Annotated in this window: 15 protein-coding genes; 5 read left to right on the forward strand and 10 right to left on the reverse strand. The window is 45.5% G+C overall.

Annotated features, from left to right (window positions below; genetic code table 11):
* Window positions 1-168: 168 nt before the first annotated feature.
* The 5 genes from NF543_RS01880 to NF543_RS01900 are packed head-to-tail and all read right to left on the reverse strand — an operon-like array spanning window position 169 to window position 4,467.
* Window positions 169-1,167 carry an aldo/keto reductase gene (locus NF543_RS01880; protein ID WP_257666388.1) on the reverse strand — a complete coding sequence of 333 codons (999 nt, stop codon included), beginning with the start codon at window positions 1,165-1,167 and terminating at the stop codon, window positions 169-171.
* Between the two features lie 19 nt (window positions 1,168-1,186).
* On the reverse strand, window positions 1,187-2,086 hold the full coding sequence (locus NF543_RS01885) for an NAD-dependent epimerase/dehydratase family protein (protein ID WP_257666389.1): 900 nt from the start codon (window positions 2,084-2,086) through the stop codon (window positions 1,187-1,189).
* Between the two features lie 12 nt (window positions 2,087-2,098).
* On the reverse strand, window positions 2,099-3,049 hold the full coding sequence (locus tag NF543_RS01890; RefSeq protein WP_257666390.1) for a polysaccharide deacetylase family protein: 951 nt from the start codon (window positions 3,047-3,049) through the stop codon (window positions 2,099-2,101).
* Between the two features lie 6 nt (window positions 3,050-3,055).
* Entirely contained in the window at window positions 3,056-3,448 is a 393-nt protein-coding gene (locus NF543_RS01895) for a Dabb family protein (protein ID WP_257666391.1), read from the reverse strand.
* Between the two features lie 17 nt (window positions 3,449-3,465).
* Window positions 3,466-4,467: a polysaccharide deacetylase family protein gene (locus NF543_RS01900; protein ID WP_257666392.1), complete on the reverse strand. Its 1,002-nt coding sequence runs from the start codon at window positions 4,465-4,467 to the stop codon at window positions 3,466-3,468.
* 116 nt (window positions 4,468-4,583) lie between these two features.
* On the opposite strand from NF543_RS01900, the gene NF543_RS01905 reads away from it, so the two are divergent.
* Window positions 4,584-5,495 carry a LysR family transcriptional regulator gene (locus NF543_RS01905; protein WP_257666393.1) on the forward strand — a complete coding sequence of 304 codons (912 nt, stop codon included), beginning with the start codon at window positions 4,584-4,586 and terminating at the stop codon, window positions 5,493-5,495.
* A 13-nt stretch (window positions 5,496-5,508) separates the two neighbouring features.
* Here the strand turns inward: NF543_RS01905 and NF543_RS01910 are convergent, their stop codons facing one another.
* The gene (locus NF543_RS01910; RefSeq protein WP_444511708.1) at window positions 5,509-6,063 is read right to left on the reverse strand and encodes an RteC domain-containing protein; all 555 of its coding nucleotides are present in this window, start codon (window positions 6,061-6,063) and stop codon (window positions 5,509-5,511) included.
* Here NF543_RS01910 and NF543_RS01915 point away from each other — a divergent pair.
* Window positions 6,022-6,177, forward strand: coding sequence for a putative polyvalent protein kinase domain-containing protein (locus NF543_RS01915; RefSeq protein WP_257666394.1), 156 nt, complete (start codon window positions 6,022-6,024; stop codon window positions 6,175-6,177). The two genes, NF543_RS01910 and NF543_RS01915, sit on opposite strands and share 42 nt — an antisense overlap.
* On the opposite strand, the gene NF543_RS01920 is transcribed toward NF543_RS01915, so the two are convergent.
* From NF543_RS01920 to NF543_RS01935, 4 genes are all read right to left on the reverse strand, one after another.
* Window positions 6,174-8,441 carry a S9 family peptidase gene (locus NF543_RS01920; protein ID WP_257666395.1) on the reverse strand — a complete coding sequence of 756 codons (2,268 nt, stop codon included), beginning with the start codon at window positions 8,439-8,441 and terminating at the stop codon, window positions 6,174-6,176. The two genes, NF543_RS01915 and NF543_RS01920, sit on opposite strands and share 4 nt — an antisense overlap.
* Window positions 8,442-8,511: 70 nt before the next feature.
* The gene (locus tag NF543_RS01925; protein ID WP_257666396.1) at window positions 8,512-9,957 is read right to left on the reverse strand and encodes an APC family permease; all 1,446 of its coding nucleotides are present in this window, start codon (window positions 9,955-9,957) and stop codon (window positions 8,512-8,514) included.
* On the reverse strand, window positions 9,954-11,741 hold the full coding sequence (locus tag NF543_RS01930; RefSeq protein ID WP_257666397.1) for a DUF885 family protein: 1,788 nt from the start codon (window positions 11,739-11,741) through the stop codon (window positions 9,954-9,956). The genes NF543_RS01925 and NF543_RS01930 overlap by 4 nt, the downstream gene beginning before the upstream one ends.
* Before the next feature lie 275 nt (window positions 11,742-12,016).
* Entirely contained in the window at window positions 12,017-13,159 is a 1,143-nt protein-coding gene (locus NF543_RS01935; RefSeq protein WP_257666398.1) for an acyl-CoA dehydrogenase, read from the reverse strand.
* A gap of 194 nt (window positions 13,160-13,353) precedes the next feature.
* On the opposite strand from NF543_RS01935, the gene NF543_RS01940 reads away from it, so the two are divergent.
* The 3 genes from NF543_RS01940 to NF543_RS01950 are packed head-to-tail and all read left to right on the forward strand — an operon-like array spanning window position 13,354 to window position 15,276.
* On the forward strand, window positions 13,354-14,205 hold the full coding sequence (locus tag NF543_RS01940) for a hypothetical protein (RefSeq protein ID WP_257666399.1): 852 nt from the start codon (window positions 13,354-13,356) through the stop codon (window positions 14,203-14,205).
* A gap of 21 nt (window positions 14,206-14,226) precedes the next feature.
* Entirely contained in the window at window positions 14,227-14,829 is a 603-nt protein-coding gene (locus tag NF543_RS01945; protein WP_257666400.1) for an Hcp family type VI secretion system effector, read from the forward strand.
* Window positions 14,830-14,880: 51 nt separating this feature from the next.
* Window positions 14,881-15,276 (forward strand): hypothetical protein, encoded by a 396-nt coding sequence (locus NF543_RS01950; RefSeq protein WP_257666401.1) that lies wholly within the window; start codon window positions 14,881-14,883, stop codon window positions 15,274-15,276.
* Window positions 15,277-15,281 lie beyond the last annotated feature (5 nt).

A 15,281-nucleotide genomic window follows, 5' to 3' on the forward strand; every position in this document is an offset into this window, starting at 1 on the left:
CGGCGAGCTCCCATCAACCATTAAAAATGAAAATGCTGATGGAATTATTAGATAAATTTTAAACGGGCTCTTAGACGTTTTGGTGTTGGTTGCAAACAGGAAAGCCTAAACACTATTCATTTAAAAGAACAGAATAACATTTAGGCTTTTCCGAATAGATATTACGGTTTATCGTTCTCCAACCCAATGTGGATAAATGGAGGTTGGGGCTGTGATTGCATTCAATTCATTAAGATGTTCCATCGAGAGAGACCAACCGACAGCATCTAAATTTTCTATCAGTTGCTGTTCGTTCCTTGCACCAATGACAATATTGGAAACAGTATCTTGTTGTACCAACCAGTTGAGCGCAACCTGCGAAATGGTCTTGCCTGTTTCGTTGGCTATCCGTTCCAAAGCATCCACGACCGTATATAGATATTCGTCATCCACGGGTGGTGAGCCTACTGCTCCGCCTGATTGTATTCGTCCATCGGCAAGTGGTTGGTTTCTTCTTATTTTTCCTGTCAGCCTGCCCCAACCGAGTGGGCTCCATACCATTAAGCCCATATCCTGGTCTTTTATCAACGGCATCAATTCCTGTTCGTAATCACGTCCGATTAACGAATAGTAGCCCTGATAAATAACATATTTCTCCAAGTTGTGCTTTTCCGAAACGGATAACGATTTCATCAGTTGCCATGCAGTAAAATTGGAACAACCAATATACCTAACCTTTCCACTCGACACCAAATTGTCCAGTGTTCTCAACGTTTCTTCGAGAGGTGTATGGCTGTCAAAACCGTGCATAAAGTACACATCAATATAATCCGTACCCAAACGTTTAAGGCTGTCATTTACGGCATTTGTGATATGAAAACGTGACGAACCCCTATCGTTCACCTTATCGCTCATGGTATATGTTGCTTTAGTGGCGACGATAGTTTCATGTCTTCTTCCTTTTAGAGCCTCTCCAAGCACTTCTTCAGAAGCACCCTGCGAATACACATTAGCCGTGTCGAAGAAATTGATGCCGCTGTCCAAACAGATGTCAACCAATCGTGAAGCTTCTTTTACATCCGTCTGCCCCCAACGTTGAAAGAACTCGTTCGTACCGCCAAATGTGCCTGTACCTAAACTTAAAACAGGAACTTGCAATCCTGAATTTCCTAATTTTCTGTATTCCATAATACTTGTCGTTTTTTACTTATTTTGTCTGTAATGTTATCCAATCCTTTATAGAAATAGCATCGGGTTTCCATCCCAATAGCTTTCTTGCGTGAACGGCTCTTACACGGCTGTTTGAACCCAAAGCGTATTTAGCCCAATCGCCTAATTCCGCCAATGCTTCATCGGCATCCCACGAAATAATTTTTCCGTCAAACCCCAACGCTTTACTGACATAAACCGCAATTTCCTTATAAGAAGCCTCTCCGTTTTCGACATAGAAATAGGAAGCAGTCGGGGCTTTTTCCAAAGCAAGGGCATAGAGATGTGCCAAATCTTCAATATGCACATTTGACCACCTGTTTACACCTTTGCCCACGTAAACACCCGCATTCATTTCTTTTGATTTTCGGAAGACAACGGGTAATTGGTCGCTTTCCTCATTCAGACCTAAACAGTCGCCGTATATCATGGACGGAGCGATGACGATGGTTCGTATTCCTTTAGTGATGCCTGCTATCCGTATATCATTGTTAATGCTTACCCGTTCCTTACGTACATCCATTGGTGTAAACAACGTTTCCTCATCGAATACCTGTAAATTTTCGGTATCGCCCATTACATCATCAGCCACTACGCTTGACCCCGATGTGTGTATGAACGTTTTTCCCGTTCCGGCTAAAGCACTGATAAACGTGTCAACCGAAAAACGATGGTCTGAATTGGCTGTATTGATTACCGCATCTGTTTTTTGTGCGCACTCGGTAAGCAACTCCCTGTCTTCCAATGTTCCAATTACCGGAATGATGCCCAATGCCTTTACTTCGTCTGTTTTGCTTTTATCCCTTACCAGACCATAAACCTGATGACCCTGCTTTGTTAAATATGTTGCAACCGAACTGCCGATATAGCCCGTTGCTCCTGTTAAAAATATTCTCATTTGTTCCATGTCTTAAAATTCCCTGATAATAGTTTTGTCCTGCAATGCCAATTCCGCAATCACATCCTTGCGTTTAAATGAAACACCCTTGTGGCTTTGAATATACTTCATCAAATCGGAAGTTGCTTTTACCATTTGCGGTGTTCCACCGATACGGTCATGGAAGCTAATGGAAAGCTGTCTTCGCTTAAATTCGCTTTCGGCATACAGTTGGTCAAATTCAGCTTTGACCTGATTGAAGAACTGGTCAACGGAAAAGTTTTTGCCCTCTATCAATAGTATATCATTGCACCGTAGCGTATAAGGCACAACCACAAAATCCTTTTGGTTGACCTCTATGATAAATGGCTCGTCACGGCTCAAATCGTCAATGTGGTACTTAAAGCCGAGTTCCTGCAAAATCTTCAACGTATTTTCACCCCTGCGAAGCCAGTTGGCATTGTACCCGACAGGAATAAAACCCGTGGCATTCTTCACGGCATCCGCCCCGTCTTTGATAAATTTCTTTTCCTCATCGTAGGGCAGGTGATACTGTGCGCTCCAACCCATACCGTGGGCAGATGCTTCGTGTCCTCTCTCCACGATTTCTTTTGCCAATTCGGGATTGGCGAGTACAGCAGACCCCACCATGTGGGAAGTAACTTTGATACCCAATTTATCCCAATTGTCCAACATTCGTGGAATGCCTTCTTTATAACCGTATTGATACCACGTATCGGCAGGCAGGTCTTTGTAACCCCTTTCCATATTTTGGGAAAAAGGGCTTTCCGCATTGTCCGGTTGACCGCCTGCCTCAAACTGCATGGAAATGGAAACCACCAGCCGTGAACCGTCCGACCATTTTGTCCTTTCAGTTTGAGCGGGGCTTACCTGCCGGACACCTGCCAGAGTTTCCAAAGGACTTATTGCTCCTGCCAACCCCGCCAAACTGCTCTGTTTAATAAAATCTCGTCTTGAACCCATAATGTATTATTTCTTTTGTTGGTAATCCAATACGAGAATATCCTCCAATACGGGTCTGATATGTGTCACAATCAACTGTTGGTGGTATTCAGATGTATTGAAGTCTTCCAAAGATTTTCTGTTTTTAAAAACCGCTACTTCCGCATGGGTATAGCCTTTTGCCCTGCCTGTGAAGTCTTCGCCAAAAGAAATTTCCAGTAGTCCGGGAATAGTGCCTTTCTGTTTCAGGATTTCATTTTTCAGGCTTTGTATCTGTTCGGCTGTCGTTCCATCCTTAAATTTGAACAATACGATATGGACGGCTTTTTCTTTACCTGTTTTCTCCAAATTTTGTCCGTTTACCGGAATAGCAATATAGGTAAATAACAGGACAAACAATGTGATGATGATATTTTTCATTTTACTGATTTTTTGGGTTATAAATTCGTATTACCTGCAAGACCGCTTTTTTCTGCAACTTCACGCTTTACAAGCGGTGTAATATCGGGAGTAGCCAAAGCATGTTTTGCAATTTCGCCTTTGGTCGCATACCATATACCATCGTGTTGTGCCACATAGTTGAGGAAACGCGCTATCACACGTACGCGTGAGGCATGACCGGAAATACGGTCATGGAAACTGATTAGCATCATGCGCCTGCGTATTTTCGCTTCTCCATACAGCTGGTCAAACTCGTCTTTCAGTTGTTGCTCATAGTCCGCAGGTGAAAATCCGGGGAAGTCATACGAACCGATGTCGTTCATGTGTATGGTGTACGGCATGGTCACAAAAGGCTTTCCGTTCAACTCCTGTACATACGGCTCATCCCTGCTCAAATCGTTGTTATGATAGATAAAGCCCAATTCTTGGAGCAGGCTCAATGTATGTACACTTCCACGCATCCAGTAACAGTCATATCCCAATGGTGTAACGCCTGTTGCTTTTTCAATGGACTGCTTCACACTCCGTATCCATTCCCTTTCCTCGTCTTTCGATAGATGGTATTGCCAAGCCCATTCCTTGCCATGAGCCGCAGGCTCATGTCCACGCCTCACTATTTCACGTGCTAATTCGGGATTGTTGTCAACTGCCTTGCCGACCATGAATGAAGTAGCCTTGACACCGTATTTGTCAAACAAATCCAATAGCCTCGGAATGCCCTCCTGTACGCCGTAATCGAAATAGGAATTGGTCGCAAGGTCGGGGTAGCCTTTCTTAATCGGTTCGGGTATCAACCCGCCTGCTCCCGAAATGGGCTGTCCGCCTGCTTCAAATTGCAGGGCAATGGAAATAGCTAACCTTGCACCGTTCGGCCAAAAGCCATTGGCTGAACCCGATGCCTGTTCTTCTTTTGTCTTTACTGTTGCTCCGACCCAACCGGGGATTGCCAATGCGGATGCCCCTAAAGAGGTCTTTGTAATGAAATCTCGTCTGTCCATATTGATAATTGTTAAAAATGTTATCCGTCTTAAATTATTATGGAACAAATTTCGGGAGCATTTTTTTATTATTAAAATAACTTAAATTGTATATTTGTATCATAAAAGTGATAGATATGCAATGGAATTTGGAATGGCTTAGAACATTTAGAGCCATATATGAAACGGGAACACTGTCTGCTGCGGCGCAGGAATTGTTTATTTCGCAACCGGGTGTTAGCCTCCACCTCAATTCCTTGGAAGCCTATGCAGGGTATAAATTGTTTGACCGTTCGCCCCGTAAGATGGTTCCTACCGAAAAAGGCAAGATACTTTACAACTTCATCCTCGAACCGCTCCAAAAACTGGAAAGTGCCGAACAGCATTTCCACCGCCGTTCGCAACCGGAAAGGGCGACCATCAGTGTGGGGATGTGCTTTGAAACATTCCAGTACACATTGGAGGAACACGTGGCAAGCCTGCCGTTTAATCTGATTATCAAATTCGGTCTTTATCCGCAGATGCAGATGGACTTAGACAACGGGTTGCTGGATATGATTGTCACGCCACAAAAAGGCAACCAACAAAATCTCGTTTACGAACCGTTTTCCAAAGAAAGGATAGTGCTGATTGCTGGAAGCAATACGGATATTTCCGAACTGATGCCATTGTTGGAAAATGGTGATATTTCAGGTGCAAGGGATTTTCTCAAACAACAGCTTTGGTACAGCACGGCAGGTGATATGGAACACCTGAAAAACTTTTGGTCAAAGAATTTTAACGAACATCCCGATTTCAGCCCTAACTATATTGTACCCAATATCAGTTCCATTATCCGTTGCCTTAGTGATAACGAGGGCTTTTCCATTGTGCCGGATTTCCTTTGCCATGAGGCGTTGGATGTAGGAAAAATCAAATTGGTCTGGCAAGGAAACCAACCGTGGGAAAACACGCTCTACTTCGGTACAAGGAAAAATACCATGTACAAAAATGAGTTAGAACAATTGAAAAAACTATTTGAGGAAAAGTGGGAAAGGGAAATGGTGTGAAGTGACACCATTTCTACTTCTCATCTTGTTCATCCATTTTCCGTATAAGCCCCTCCCGGAGTGCATCAAGGAATTTAGTACGGTTCACCTTTCTGTTTCTAAGTTCCAAATACGTCTGATAGAAATTACCCAAATCAACATTTAACGCAGTTTCAAAATACTTGGCCATTGACCGTATGTCGCCGTTCCCATTATCGAAAACAGCCTGATAGTGCAACGCATAAATCAGTTCTATCAGTGAAGCCTTACTGCCCGTCCAATTCAACTTTGGCAGGTCTGTTAATATATCTCCCTGTTCCGTATTCTTATATGGCTGGTCTTCGATATAGACCTGTATCAAATCGTTCGCCATTATCTTGGCAACCTTGTAATCGTGAGAGGTGGAAAAGGTTTGGTCAGACTGGAAATAATAGGTATCTAACCATAGCTTTATATCGTGGTTGCCCCGTAAAAACATTTTCTCGTCAAGGAAAGAGTTGTTGCTACGGTAATACTTATAAAAATCAAGGTTGTTGTCAAAGAACTTATGGCGTCGAACGGCTTTACCAATACCAGAAACAGCGATTATATCAACAAATCATTAGGTATTATTGCTGAAGATCTGCATGATGAGAACGTGTTGAACAATAATGGCGTGTTGTTTTTTATAGATACGGTATTCTTCCTCACTCCGGATTTTTAAAACACCGGCTTCTGTCCTTCCCACACCGGGGGCTCCACACCCAGCAAATGCTTCACAAAGAAGTCCCGGCGCTTCTTCTCGCCGTATTCCCCGCCTGACGTGTGGCCTGCACCGGGAATGACCACCAATTCGTGTTCTTTATTTGCTTTGATCAGCGCGTCCACCACCTGCATGGTAGATGCAGGGTCTACATTGTCATCCACCTCACCCACGATGAGCATCAATTTGCCTTCCAACTTATGGGCATTGACCACATTGGAGCATTCCGCATATTGCGGGCCAATGGGATAACCCATCCATTGTTCATTCCACCACATCTTGTCCATCCGGTTGTCATGGCAGCCGCACGACGACACCGCAACTTTATAAAACTCCGGATGGAACAGTACCGCACCTGCTGAATTTTGCCCACCAGCAGAAGTTCCATAGATACCTAAACGGTCCAAATCCATATAGGAATATTTTTCGGCAGCAGCTTTCATCCACAAGATACGATCGGGAAAACCGGCATCTTTCAGGTCTTTCCAACACACATCGTGGAATGCCTTGGAACGCTTAGATGTACCCATACCATCAATCTGTACGACGATGAAGCCCAGTTCGGCCAATGCAGCCATCCCCTGTTGCGTACCGAAATTCTTGGGCACGAACGATCCCTGTGGCCCGGCATAAATGTTTTCGATAATGGGATACGATTTGCTGGGATCGAAATTCGAAGGTCGAATAATGACACCCCAGATATCCGTCGTCCCATCGCGCCCCTTAGCGTGGAACACTTCGGGGTATTTCCAGCCGGTTGCCAATAGGGCAGTATTATCCGCCTTTTCCAACTCCAGTAATATCTCGCCGTCTGTTGCACTGCGGAGCACAGACACCGGCGGCGCATCGACCCGTGAATAGGTGTCTACGAATGTCGAGAAATCCGAAGAAAATGAAGCCCGGTGGTTGCCGTCTTCCGTCGTTAACGATGTAAAGCCCGAACCATCGAAATTGACACGGTAGTATTGGGTGAAGTAGGGATCCTGCCCTGCATCCTTACCGCTTCCCGCAAAAATGAGATACCGCTCGTCTTCGTCCACATGCACGACGTCTCGCACCACCCACTCGCCCTTGGTAATCTGGTTTTTCATCTTGCCGGTCTGCCCGTCGTAGCGGTATAGATGGTTCCAGCCATCGCGCTCCGATGCCCAGATAATTTCCGCACCATCATGGACATCCTTACGGTATTTTTTACCACTGTATTCGACAAAGGTTTTGCTGGTTTCCGTAATCAAGGTCCGCACCGCGCCATTGGTCGCATCAACAGAAAATACCTCGTAGCGCTGGTGCCCGCGCTGGTTGTATTCAAACGTAAAGGCCCGGCTATCTTCTCGCCACTCAAGACGTGATAAGCTGTATTGGTTGGGAATCAGCTCAGGGTTTACCACAAAGGATTGCTTGCTTTCCAACAAGAAAAGTACCGGTTGGTTTTGCGGCAATGCATCGCCCGGCTTCAGGTAGTTCCGTTCCTGGAGGATGGGTTGCAACTGCGTACTCGGCGAAGAGGCTACGAAATAAACTTTCCGTTGGGTGTTGGGCCGTACCTTGTTGACCGCAAGCTTTTTGGAATCCGGCGACCAGGAAATAGATGAAGAATACGCATGTCCCAATGCGCCGTCGTAACTCAGCTGGATTTCTTCGGCGTCACGCTTATCCCTAGGACGAAGATAGACATTGTAATTCTTGATATAAGCCACCCAATTGCTATCCGGCGATGGAATCTCCTTTACCTCATCGCCATCCCTGTCGCCCCAATAACCTTGTCTCCCTCGTCGCCTTGGTTCGGGCTTTCTTCCCGTATCATTGACCTTATAATCATCAAGGCTTGCAGCCCATACCTTTCCAAAGGCACTGAATTCGATTTTATCGGCCGATTTATAATCGATCGCATTGAAAGGGAGACTATCCGCATCGACCTTTTCGCCACTGGCCAGCGCAAGCGCCGCTGCTAGCTTTGCATGGTCAAATGCTTCCTTCTTCTGTTTTTTTGATGCATCCACCAACATGAACCGCCTTCCTTCCGGCGTGTTGTTTACATACCAGAATTGCTGTTGGCCCTCCAGCCAAGAAAATGCTGTGGGTGCATAAAACACTTTATTCCGGGTCGTTTCCGCGAATGCGCTTGCCCGTTTGTAGTCTGTTGCAGTACCTTGTGCGTATACCATAGAGCCGAGTACCAGCAAGACAATGGTAAACAGCTGATGTAATTTTATTTCCCCTGCCATTTTTCTTGATAATTTTAGATGATCTGTATCTATAGTCCAGCAATTCACTCCTTCTCGTAATCGAACGCTTTTAGGTGTTTTCTGGTAGCGATTTTTTACGGATCAAATAATACACGGGGATCCCCAATAAAGCGATGATGATTCCCGGCCATGTGTAATTGGGTTTATAGATAATCATCAACACAATAAAAGCAATACCCATAAAGATATAAATCATCGGTAGCACCGGATAGCCAAAGGCCTTATAGGGCCGCGGTACATCCGGCCGCGATCTACGCAATCGGAAAATACCGATAATGGCCAATACGTAGAAGATGACCACCACACTGGAGATCATGTCCAGCAGGTCGCCATACTTACCACTTAAGCACCACAATGAAGCAATGATACATTGCAACCAAAGGGCTACACCGGGAACGGCAGATTTATTGAGCTGCCCGACTTTCTTGAAGAAAAGCCCATCCTGTGCCATCGAATAGTAAACCCTTGCTCCGGCTAGGATGAGCCCATTGTTGCATCCGAACGTGGAAACCATGATCATGACCGCAATGATGGTAATACCGACGGGGCCGAAAATCTCCTGGGCGGCAGTCATCGCCACCCGATCTTTATCAGATGCCGCCATTTGCTCCATGGTCAGTACACCGGTGTACATGAGATTGGTCAGGAGGTAAACGATGGTAACGATGATGGTACCTAAAGCCAAACTCAGCCCCACATTACGGCTCGGATTCTTGATTTCGCCGGCCACGGAAGACGAAGCATGCCACGAGTCACTACTGAATATGGCCCCCACCATCCCTGCGGCAATGGCTCCTAATGCGGCAAATGTCGTGTAATCGGCCAAGGAGCCATCAACATTCAGCCTACGAAGATTCCAAGCATCGCCTGATAGCCAATTGGCTTGCCACACCTCGCTATTGAAGGCAAATAGGCCGAAAAGCACCAACCCCGACAGGCTCACGATTTTCACGACGGTGATAGACGTCTGCACGGCCTTACCGCTGTTGACCCCACGGGTGTTGATAATAGTAAGGAGCAAAATAACCACAATGGAAACCAGCTGGGCGGACGACAGCTGTAAAAAGCCGAGATCCATAAGGATGACATCCTCGTCCAACTGCGGGAGGAGGTAAGCCGTGAATTTGGCGAATGCCACCCCTACAGCGGCAATCGTGGCGGTCTGTATTACCGTGAAAAACGTCCACCCAAAAACAAAGCTGACCAGGGGATTGTACGCTTCCCGCAAATAAATGTACTGCCCACCGGCTTTAGGGAACATCGCACTCAACTCTCCGTAGCTCAACGCGGCGGTCAGCGTCATAAATCCGGTAATCAGCCATACGGCCATCAACCAGCCGGCGCTTCCGGTATTCCGTGCAATATCCGCACTTACAATAAAAATACCCGAACCGATCATGCTCCCCGCTACCAGCATGGTGGCATCCATCAATCCCAAGGACGATTTGAACCCTACATCTTCTCCTTTCATCTGTTGAGGTTGATTATTGTTCATTTATTGAAATCATAAAACTTCCAGGTTGATTGGTAGTTCCGCTCAAGCCGTTGGTTGATGAGTGTCGCCCGTAACAACTCCATCGGCAGATAATTTTCTTTGATGACCGCATCATGGAATTGTTTATGGGTCATTTTTCCGCTATCTACCAATTCATTTTTGATACTCATCAATTGCAGGCCGCCCACCAGATAAGCCAGTTGGTACAGCGGACTGTAGTTGGCCTCAAACGAACGTTTCACCTCACCATGGGCATTGGCGGGTTCATGGCCAACGCGGTCTACCAGGTAATCGATACATTGCTGAGGCGTCCATTCACCTAGGTGGTATTTGATGGAAAACGTGATGCGCGCACAACGATGCATCCGCCAAAAAAGCATGCCTATACGCTCTTCGGGTGTTTTAGCAAATCCCTTATCGTACAGGAGTAATTCCCAATATAAGGTCCACCCTTCCGTCCAAAAAGGCGTATTGAACGCTTCCCGACGGTAAGGCTTGTATCTACTGTTCATAAAATATTGCAGGTGGTGGCCAGGTACGAGTTCGTGCTGCACGGTACCCCTTGAGAAATACGGGTTGTTGCCGCGCATGCTCATCAGTTTTTGCGGATGCGACATGGTATTGGTGGGGTATGATACGCTTATCTCGCGACCGCCAGTAAAGAATGGGTTCACCAGTTGGCGCTCGGGCGTCATCATAATCATTCCCCATGTTTCTTCGGCCAATGGTGGCAAATCCATCAGTTCATTGGCCTTGATGAAGTTGATGGCGTCGTCATTGAGCTTGATGATAAGCTCAGGTTGCTTGCCTGCCGGGACGTAACTATTTTTTACTTTCTCCTGTGCAGCTTTCCAGTCGTCGCCAAACCCCATTTCTCGAGATGCCTTGAGCAACTCGGCTTCACACCAGGCAAATTCCTGATCGGCTAGCTTCAGCAATTCATCGGCTGAATAGGCAATCATTTCATCCTTTAGCCGCCGGTTGAGCTCTTCTCGGCCAATCGGTTGTCCCCCGATGTTACTGCCGTCGTCAAACACCTTGGCATCGCTCTTGGATCGAATCGATTTCGCATATTCTCCAAGCGCTTCATCAAATGCTTTATAAGGTTCGGGAACCCACCAGGTGAACACTGGGTCATAACCGTTGTAAAAGTCAAATGCGTTTTTTAACCGTGCTTTCAAGCCATCTACAGCATCACCCGCAAAGTTCGCGTCATTTTGACTAAGCTTATCCACACCTTCCAATGTAGTTTTGGCATCCTGCAGTTGGGTGAGTGCATCATGTAGGAGCTGCGCCACCTGTTCCCCTTGAACCGTAGTCCCCCGTCTGCGTTGCGCCTCAAAATCATAGACAGCGTTGGCAAATGGCAGGTGATTAGCTATCCCTTGGTATTGTGTTGCTTCGTCCTTTAGGTTTTTCTGGCTGGCTTCTATCTTGCGTTTGAGTAAAATGTAGTCTACTTGACCATAAATACTCATCCCATCGAAATCTAGCTTTGCCAACTTATCCAAGTATTCATTATTCAGCTTAATCAGCCTTTCTCGTTCTGCCGGTGAATTGGCTACCGCCGTACCACCCCATCGACCACCAGCACCTGATGACATGGGTCCATAAAAATATTGGATCGCCCGTACATCATGTCCGTACTGCACGACCAATCCAGAGCTTTCGCTGGCTTGTTCGTATAGGCTAGCCAATTGGCTACTTGACTGCGCCGATGCCAAAAACGGCGCTATCAACATCAATAACAAAAAAACAGGGTAGTTAAGTGATTTATACTTCATGAATCAACATTCGTTTAAAAAATATGTAACAAAACAATCGTTCCAAACCATTTCCTGGACAACACCATACCTCCTCAAACAAGTTGCAACAGGTTTTTCTCAAATTGGATTAGCTAAACGATGCTTACACGGTGATAAGTCATCATATCGGCAAATATAGGTAAGATGACCTTATGTAGATAGTCACATATTAACCATTCTTACCCCGATTTGCACAGGGCTTTGTAACATCATGAATATAATTTAAGGGGAATTTATGGATAGGCGCCCTAACCTCAGTCTTTGAGCACTTCTCTTGAAATGACCATCCTTTGAATCTCAGACGTGCCTTCATAGATTTGGGTGATCTTGGCATCACGCATCAAACGCTCCACATGGTATTCCTTTACAAAACCGTAACCACCATGGATTTGTACGGCTTCCACCGTGGTGTTCATCGCCACTTCGGATGCATAGAGTTTGGCCATGGATGAAGCTTGCACATAAGGCAGGTCATTGTCTTTGAGCCATGCGGCCTTAAGGCATAATAGACGTGCTGCCTCTATTTGTGTAGCCATATCGGCCAATTTGAATTGGATGGCTTGGTGCTCGGCAATGGGCTTGCCAAAGGTTTGGCGTTCCTTGGCGTAATTTAAAGCGAGCTCATAGGCCCCTGAAGCGATACCCAGTGCTTGCGCGGCAATGCCTATGCGGCCACCTTCCAGTGTTTTCATCGCGAATTTGAAACCAAATCCATCTTCGCCAATACGGTTTTCCTTGGGGACTTTCACATCGCTGAACATTAAGGAATGGGTATCTGAGCCTCGGATGCCCAATTTATTCTCTTTCGGCCCTATGGTAAACCCTTCCATCCCTTTCTCCACGATGAGGGCATTGATGCCGCGGTGCCCTTTGTCTGGGTAGGTTTGCGCAATCACCAAATAGGTGGAGGCCGTGCCGCCATTGGTTATCCAGTTTTTGGTGCCGTTGAGTAAGTAATGGTCACCTTTATCTTCGGCCGTGGTGCGCTGTGAGGTAGCATCAGAGCCTGCTTCGGGCTCTGATAGGCAGAAAGCTCCGATGTGTTCGCCTGCTGCCAAGGGTTTGAGGTATTTTTCTTTTTGGGCTTCGGTAGCATATTTTTCAAGGCCATAGCATACCAAGGAATTGTTGACGGATACCACCACCGATGCAGAGGCATCTATTTTGGATAATTCTTCCATCACCAGTACATACGATACGGTATCCAACCCCGCCCCATTGTATTTGGGGTCGACCATCATGCCCAAGAAACCTAGCTCACCAAGTTTTTTGACCTGTTCGGTAGGAAATTTCTGATGCTCGTCGCGTTCGATGACACCGGGTTTCAGTTCGCTTTGTGCAAAATCACGAGCGGCATCCCGGATCATTTGTTGTTCTTCGGTGAGTTCGAATATCATAATTAAGCGGTTTTTACTAGCACAACAGTGGTTCGGAACAAAGATAGCAAAAAATACTATGCAAGCATAGTGTTTTACACGGCCTTATTGCCCTTTTATACCGATTACTCATTACCAACTACCGCCTACTAATTTTTCACAACATCACCTTTACATCCGATGTAACTTCGGATATAAATTTTAATTTTTTGATTATGAAATTAGTACACTTCTTCTACTTAATGGCTTGGGTAATTTTTATACCCGGAGCTTGCAAAAGGGACCACAACCCCTCTCCGGCACCGGAAAAAGAAACAGTGCTCAGTAAAATATACAAGAATGGTGTTCTGTATATGGAATATAGCTATGATGCTAACATGAAGGCAATTAATCGGATAAATACTTACAAGTCCGACGGGCAGCTGCAGAATGCAGTGGAATTTGCGTACGATTCGAATGGTTTGTTGGGAAGCTATACCAACTATGACGATTCCGGAGAGCCGACTACAAAAATGCTTTTCACTAAAGATGAAAACGGACATTTTCAAGAGGGTGAGTTGGTTTCCTTAAGCGGAGCCAACACGGGGCAGGTCGTTAACCGGCACAAATATTCCTACAATGCCGATGGGCTTATCAACAGAGAAGCATGGCTCAGCCTCTCCACTGGGGCCGAGAAATCGGCCAGGGAATACACCTATTACCCCAACGGGAACCTGAAAGCCTATCACTACTACGAGAAGCTTCAACCCATGGCCATGCTGTCGCACAAAGCTGAATTCTCGCCAGCGGGAAGCCCCTTGCCGGAAACCATCGCCAAACACAAAGGGTACCCCATCAATTTTCTGATTTATGAATTTGTGGCGGAAAAAATACATTACACCATCTATGACAATTCCGGTTCAGGAGATGATACGGAATATGCTTATCATTTTACCGACAGGGAATATAATGAGCAAGGATTCGTTATCAGCCAAAACAATACGCTTTTTGACCCACCTCCCCCCCCGTCTGAAATATTGACTATAGGTGTAAAAACAACCTATAGGTATGAATATATAGAACTATGAGAAGGGCCAAAAATGAAAATCATGAAAAAGCCATATTTAATCATTGCAGCGTTGTTTATTGCAGCAGTTTTCACGCACTGCGAAAAAGAAAACACGGCCACGCCACGGGATACCGAAGGGACAACATGCGTAGCTCCCATCGATGCCATAGCGCAATTCCTTGAACTTGAGACCACCGAGGAGAAAGTTACCCTTGAAATATTTCTCAAGTTAAAAAATGTTGATGGTGAAGTAACAGATGATAGCCATAAAGGTGAAATTAACATCCTTTCGCTTGATTGGGACACGGGTATCCAACTAGCTGATGAAATCGGCGGCCGTGAGTCCATAGGAAAAAAAGTACAATCATTTAATTTCAAAAAATATAAGGATAAAACAACCCCTGTATTGAAGGAAGCGCTTTCCTCACAAAAAATATTCCCGGAAGTCCTGCTCTCGATCCGCAAGATCACCGATGGACAGCAGCAGAAGGAAATGAAGATCAAATTAAGAGACGTGGTCATCTCCTCTATTTCGGCCGTGGATACCCAAGGAGATGACGTAATGCCCATTGAACAAATAGATTTAGGAAGTTGGTCAAAGGTAGAAGGATTGGATGTTAGTTGGGGTAAGTCTGGTTTCTAAAAGGATAAACGCAAAACATTTACTTTTAATTATAACTAAAAATTTAAAATTATGACAACCCTTGCAGATTATCTTATTATCCGTGATAACCCGTTCGAAATAGGAACAGGTAATCTCACGCAGCCCAGCGCTTTTGATTTTGAGTTACCTAGCGACTATGTAAAGGGTACTAATGTAGCCAAGCCCATTTTGCAATTTATAGTAAGGGGTATCTTGGATGACGACTATTTTTTCCAGATCGGCTTCAATGACCCTCAACAGCTTCAGAGCAAATCTGAAGTTCGGTATAAGTTCAAAGATGTATCCAAAAGCAGGATTTTTACCATGCATGAAGCCATCGACGGCAGTAAGCTAAAACCGGGAAAGAACCGGGTTTACTTCAGGATTATTGAAGGCAAAGTAGGCTTTTCTGACGTAGTGCTTTGGTTTCAGCGAAAAAGAAATTAACCCTC

Origin of the sequence: Parapedobacter tibetensis (genome assembly GCF_024704835.1) — a bacterium.
GTDB classification, from domain to species: domain Bacteria; phylum Bacteroidota; class Bacteroidia; order Sphingobacteriales; family Sphingobacteriaceae; genus Parapedobacter; species Parapedobacter tibetensis.

Coding starts and splice junctions, on each gene's coding strand:
- NF543_RS01880 (WP_257666388.1), bottom strand. CDS start 1,167: ATGGAATACAGAAAATTAGGAAATTCAGGATTGCAAGTTCCTGTTTTA.
- NF543_RS01885 (WP_257666389.1), bottom strand. CDS start 2,086: ATGAGAATATTTTTAACAGGAGCAACGGGCTATATCGGCAGTTCGGTT.
- NF543_RS01890 (WP_257666390.1), bottom strand. CDS start 3,049: ATGGGTTCAAGACGAGATTTTATTAAACAGAGCAGTTTGGCGGGGTTG.
- NF543_RS01895 (WP_257666391.1), bottom strand. CDS start 3,448: ATGAAAAATATCATCATCACATTGTTTGTCCTGTTATTTACCTATATT.
- NF543_RS01900 (WP_257666392.1), bottom strand. CDS start 4,467: ATGGACAGACGAGATTTCATTACAAAGACCTCTTTAGGGGCATCCGCA.
- NF543_RS01905 (WP_257666393.1), top strand. CDS start 4,584: ATGCAATGGAATTTGGAATGGCTTAGAACATTTAGAGCCATATATGAA.
- NF543_RS01915 (WP_257666394.1), top strand. CDS start 6,022: ATGGCGTCGAACGGCTTTACCAATACCAGAAACAGCGATTATATCAAC.
- NF543_RS01920 (WP_257666395.1), bottom strand. CDS start 8,441: ATGGCAGGGGAAATAAAATTACATCAGCTGTTTACCATTGTCTTGCTG.
- NF543_RS01925 (WP_257666396.1), bottom strand. CDS start 9,957: ATGAACAATAATCAACCTCAACAGATGAAAGGAGAAGATGTAGGGTTC.
- NF543_RS01930 (WP_257666397.1), bottom strand. CDS start 11,741: ATGAAGTATAAATCACTTAACTACCCTGTTTTTTTGTTATTGATGTTG.
- NF543_RS01935 (WP_257666398.1), bottom strand. CDS start 13,159: ATGATATTCGAACTCACCGAAGAACAACAAATGATCCGGGATGCCGCT.
- NF543_RS01940 (WP_257666399.1), top strand. CDS start 13,354: ATGAAATTAGTACACTTCTTCTACTTAATGGCTTGGGTAATTTTTATA.
- NF543_RS01945 (WP_257666400.1), top strand. CDS start 14,227: ATGAAAAAGCCATATTTAATCATTGCAGCGTTGTTTATTGCAGCAGTT.
- NF543_RS01950 (WP_257666401.1), top strand. CDS start 14,881: ATGACAACCCTTGCAGATTATCTTATTATCCGTGATAACCCGTTCGAA.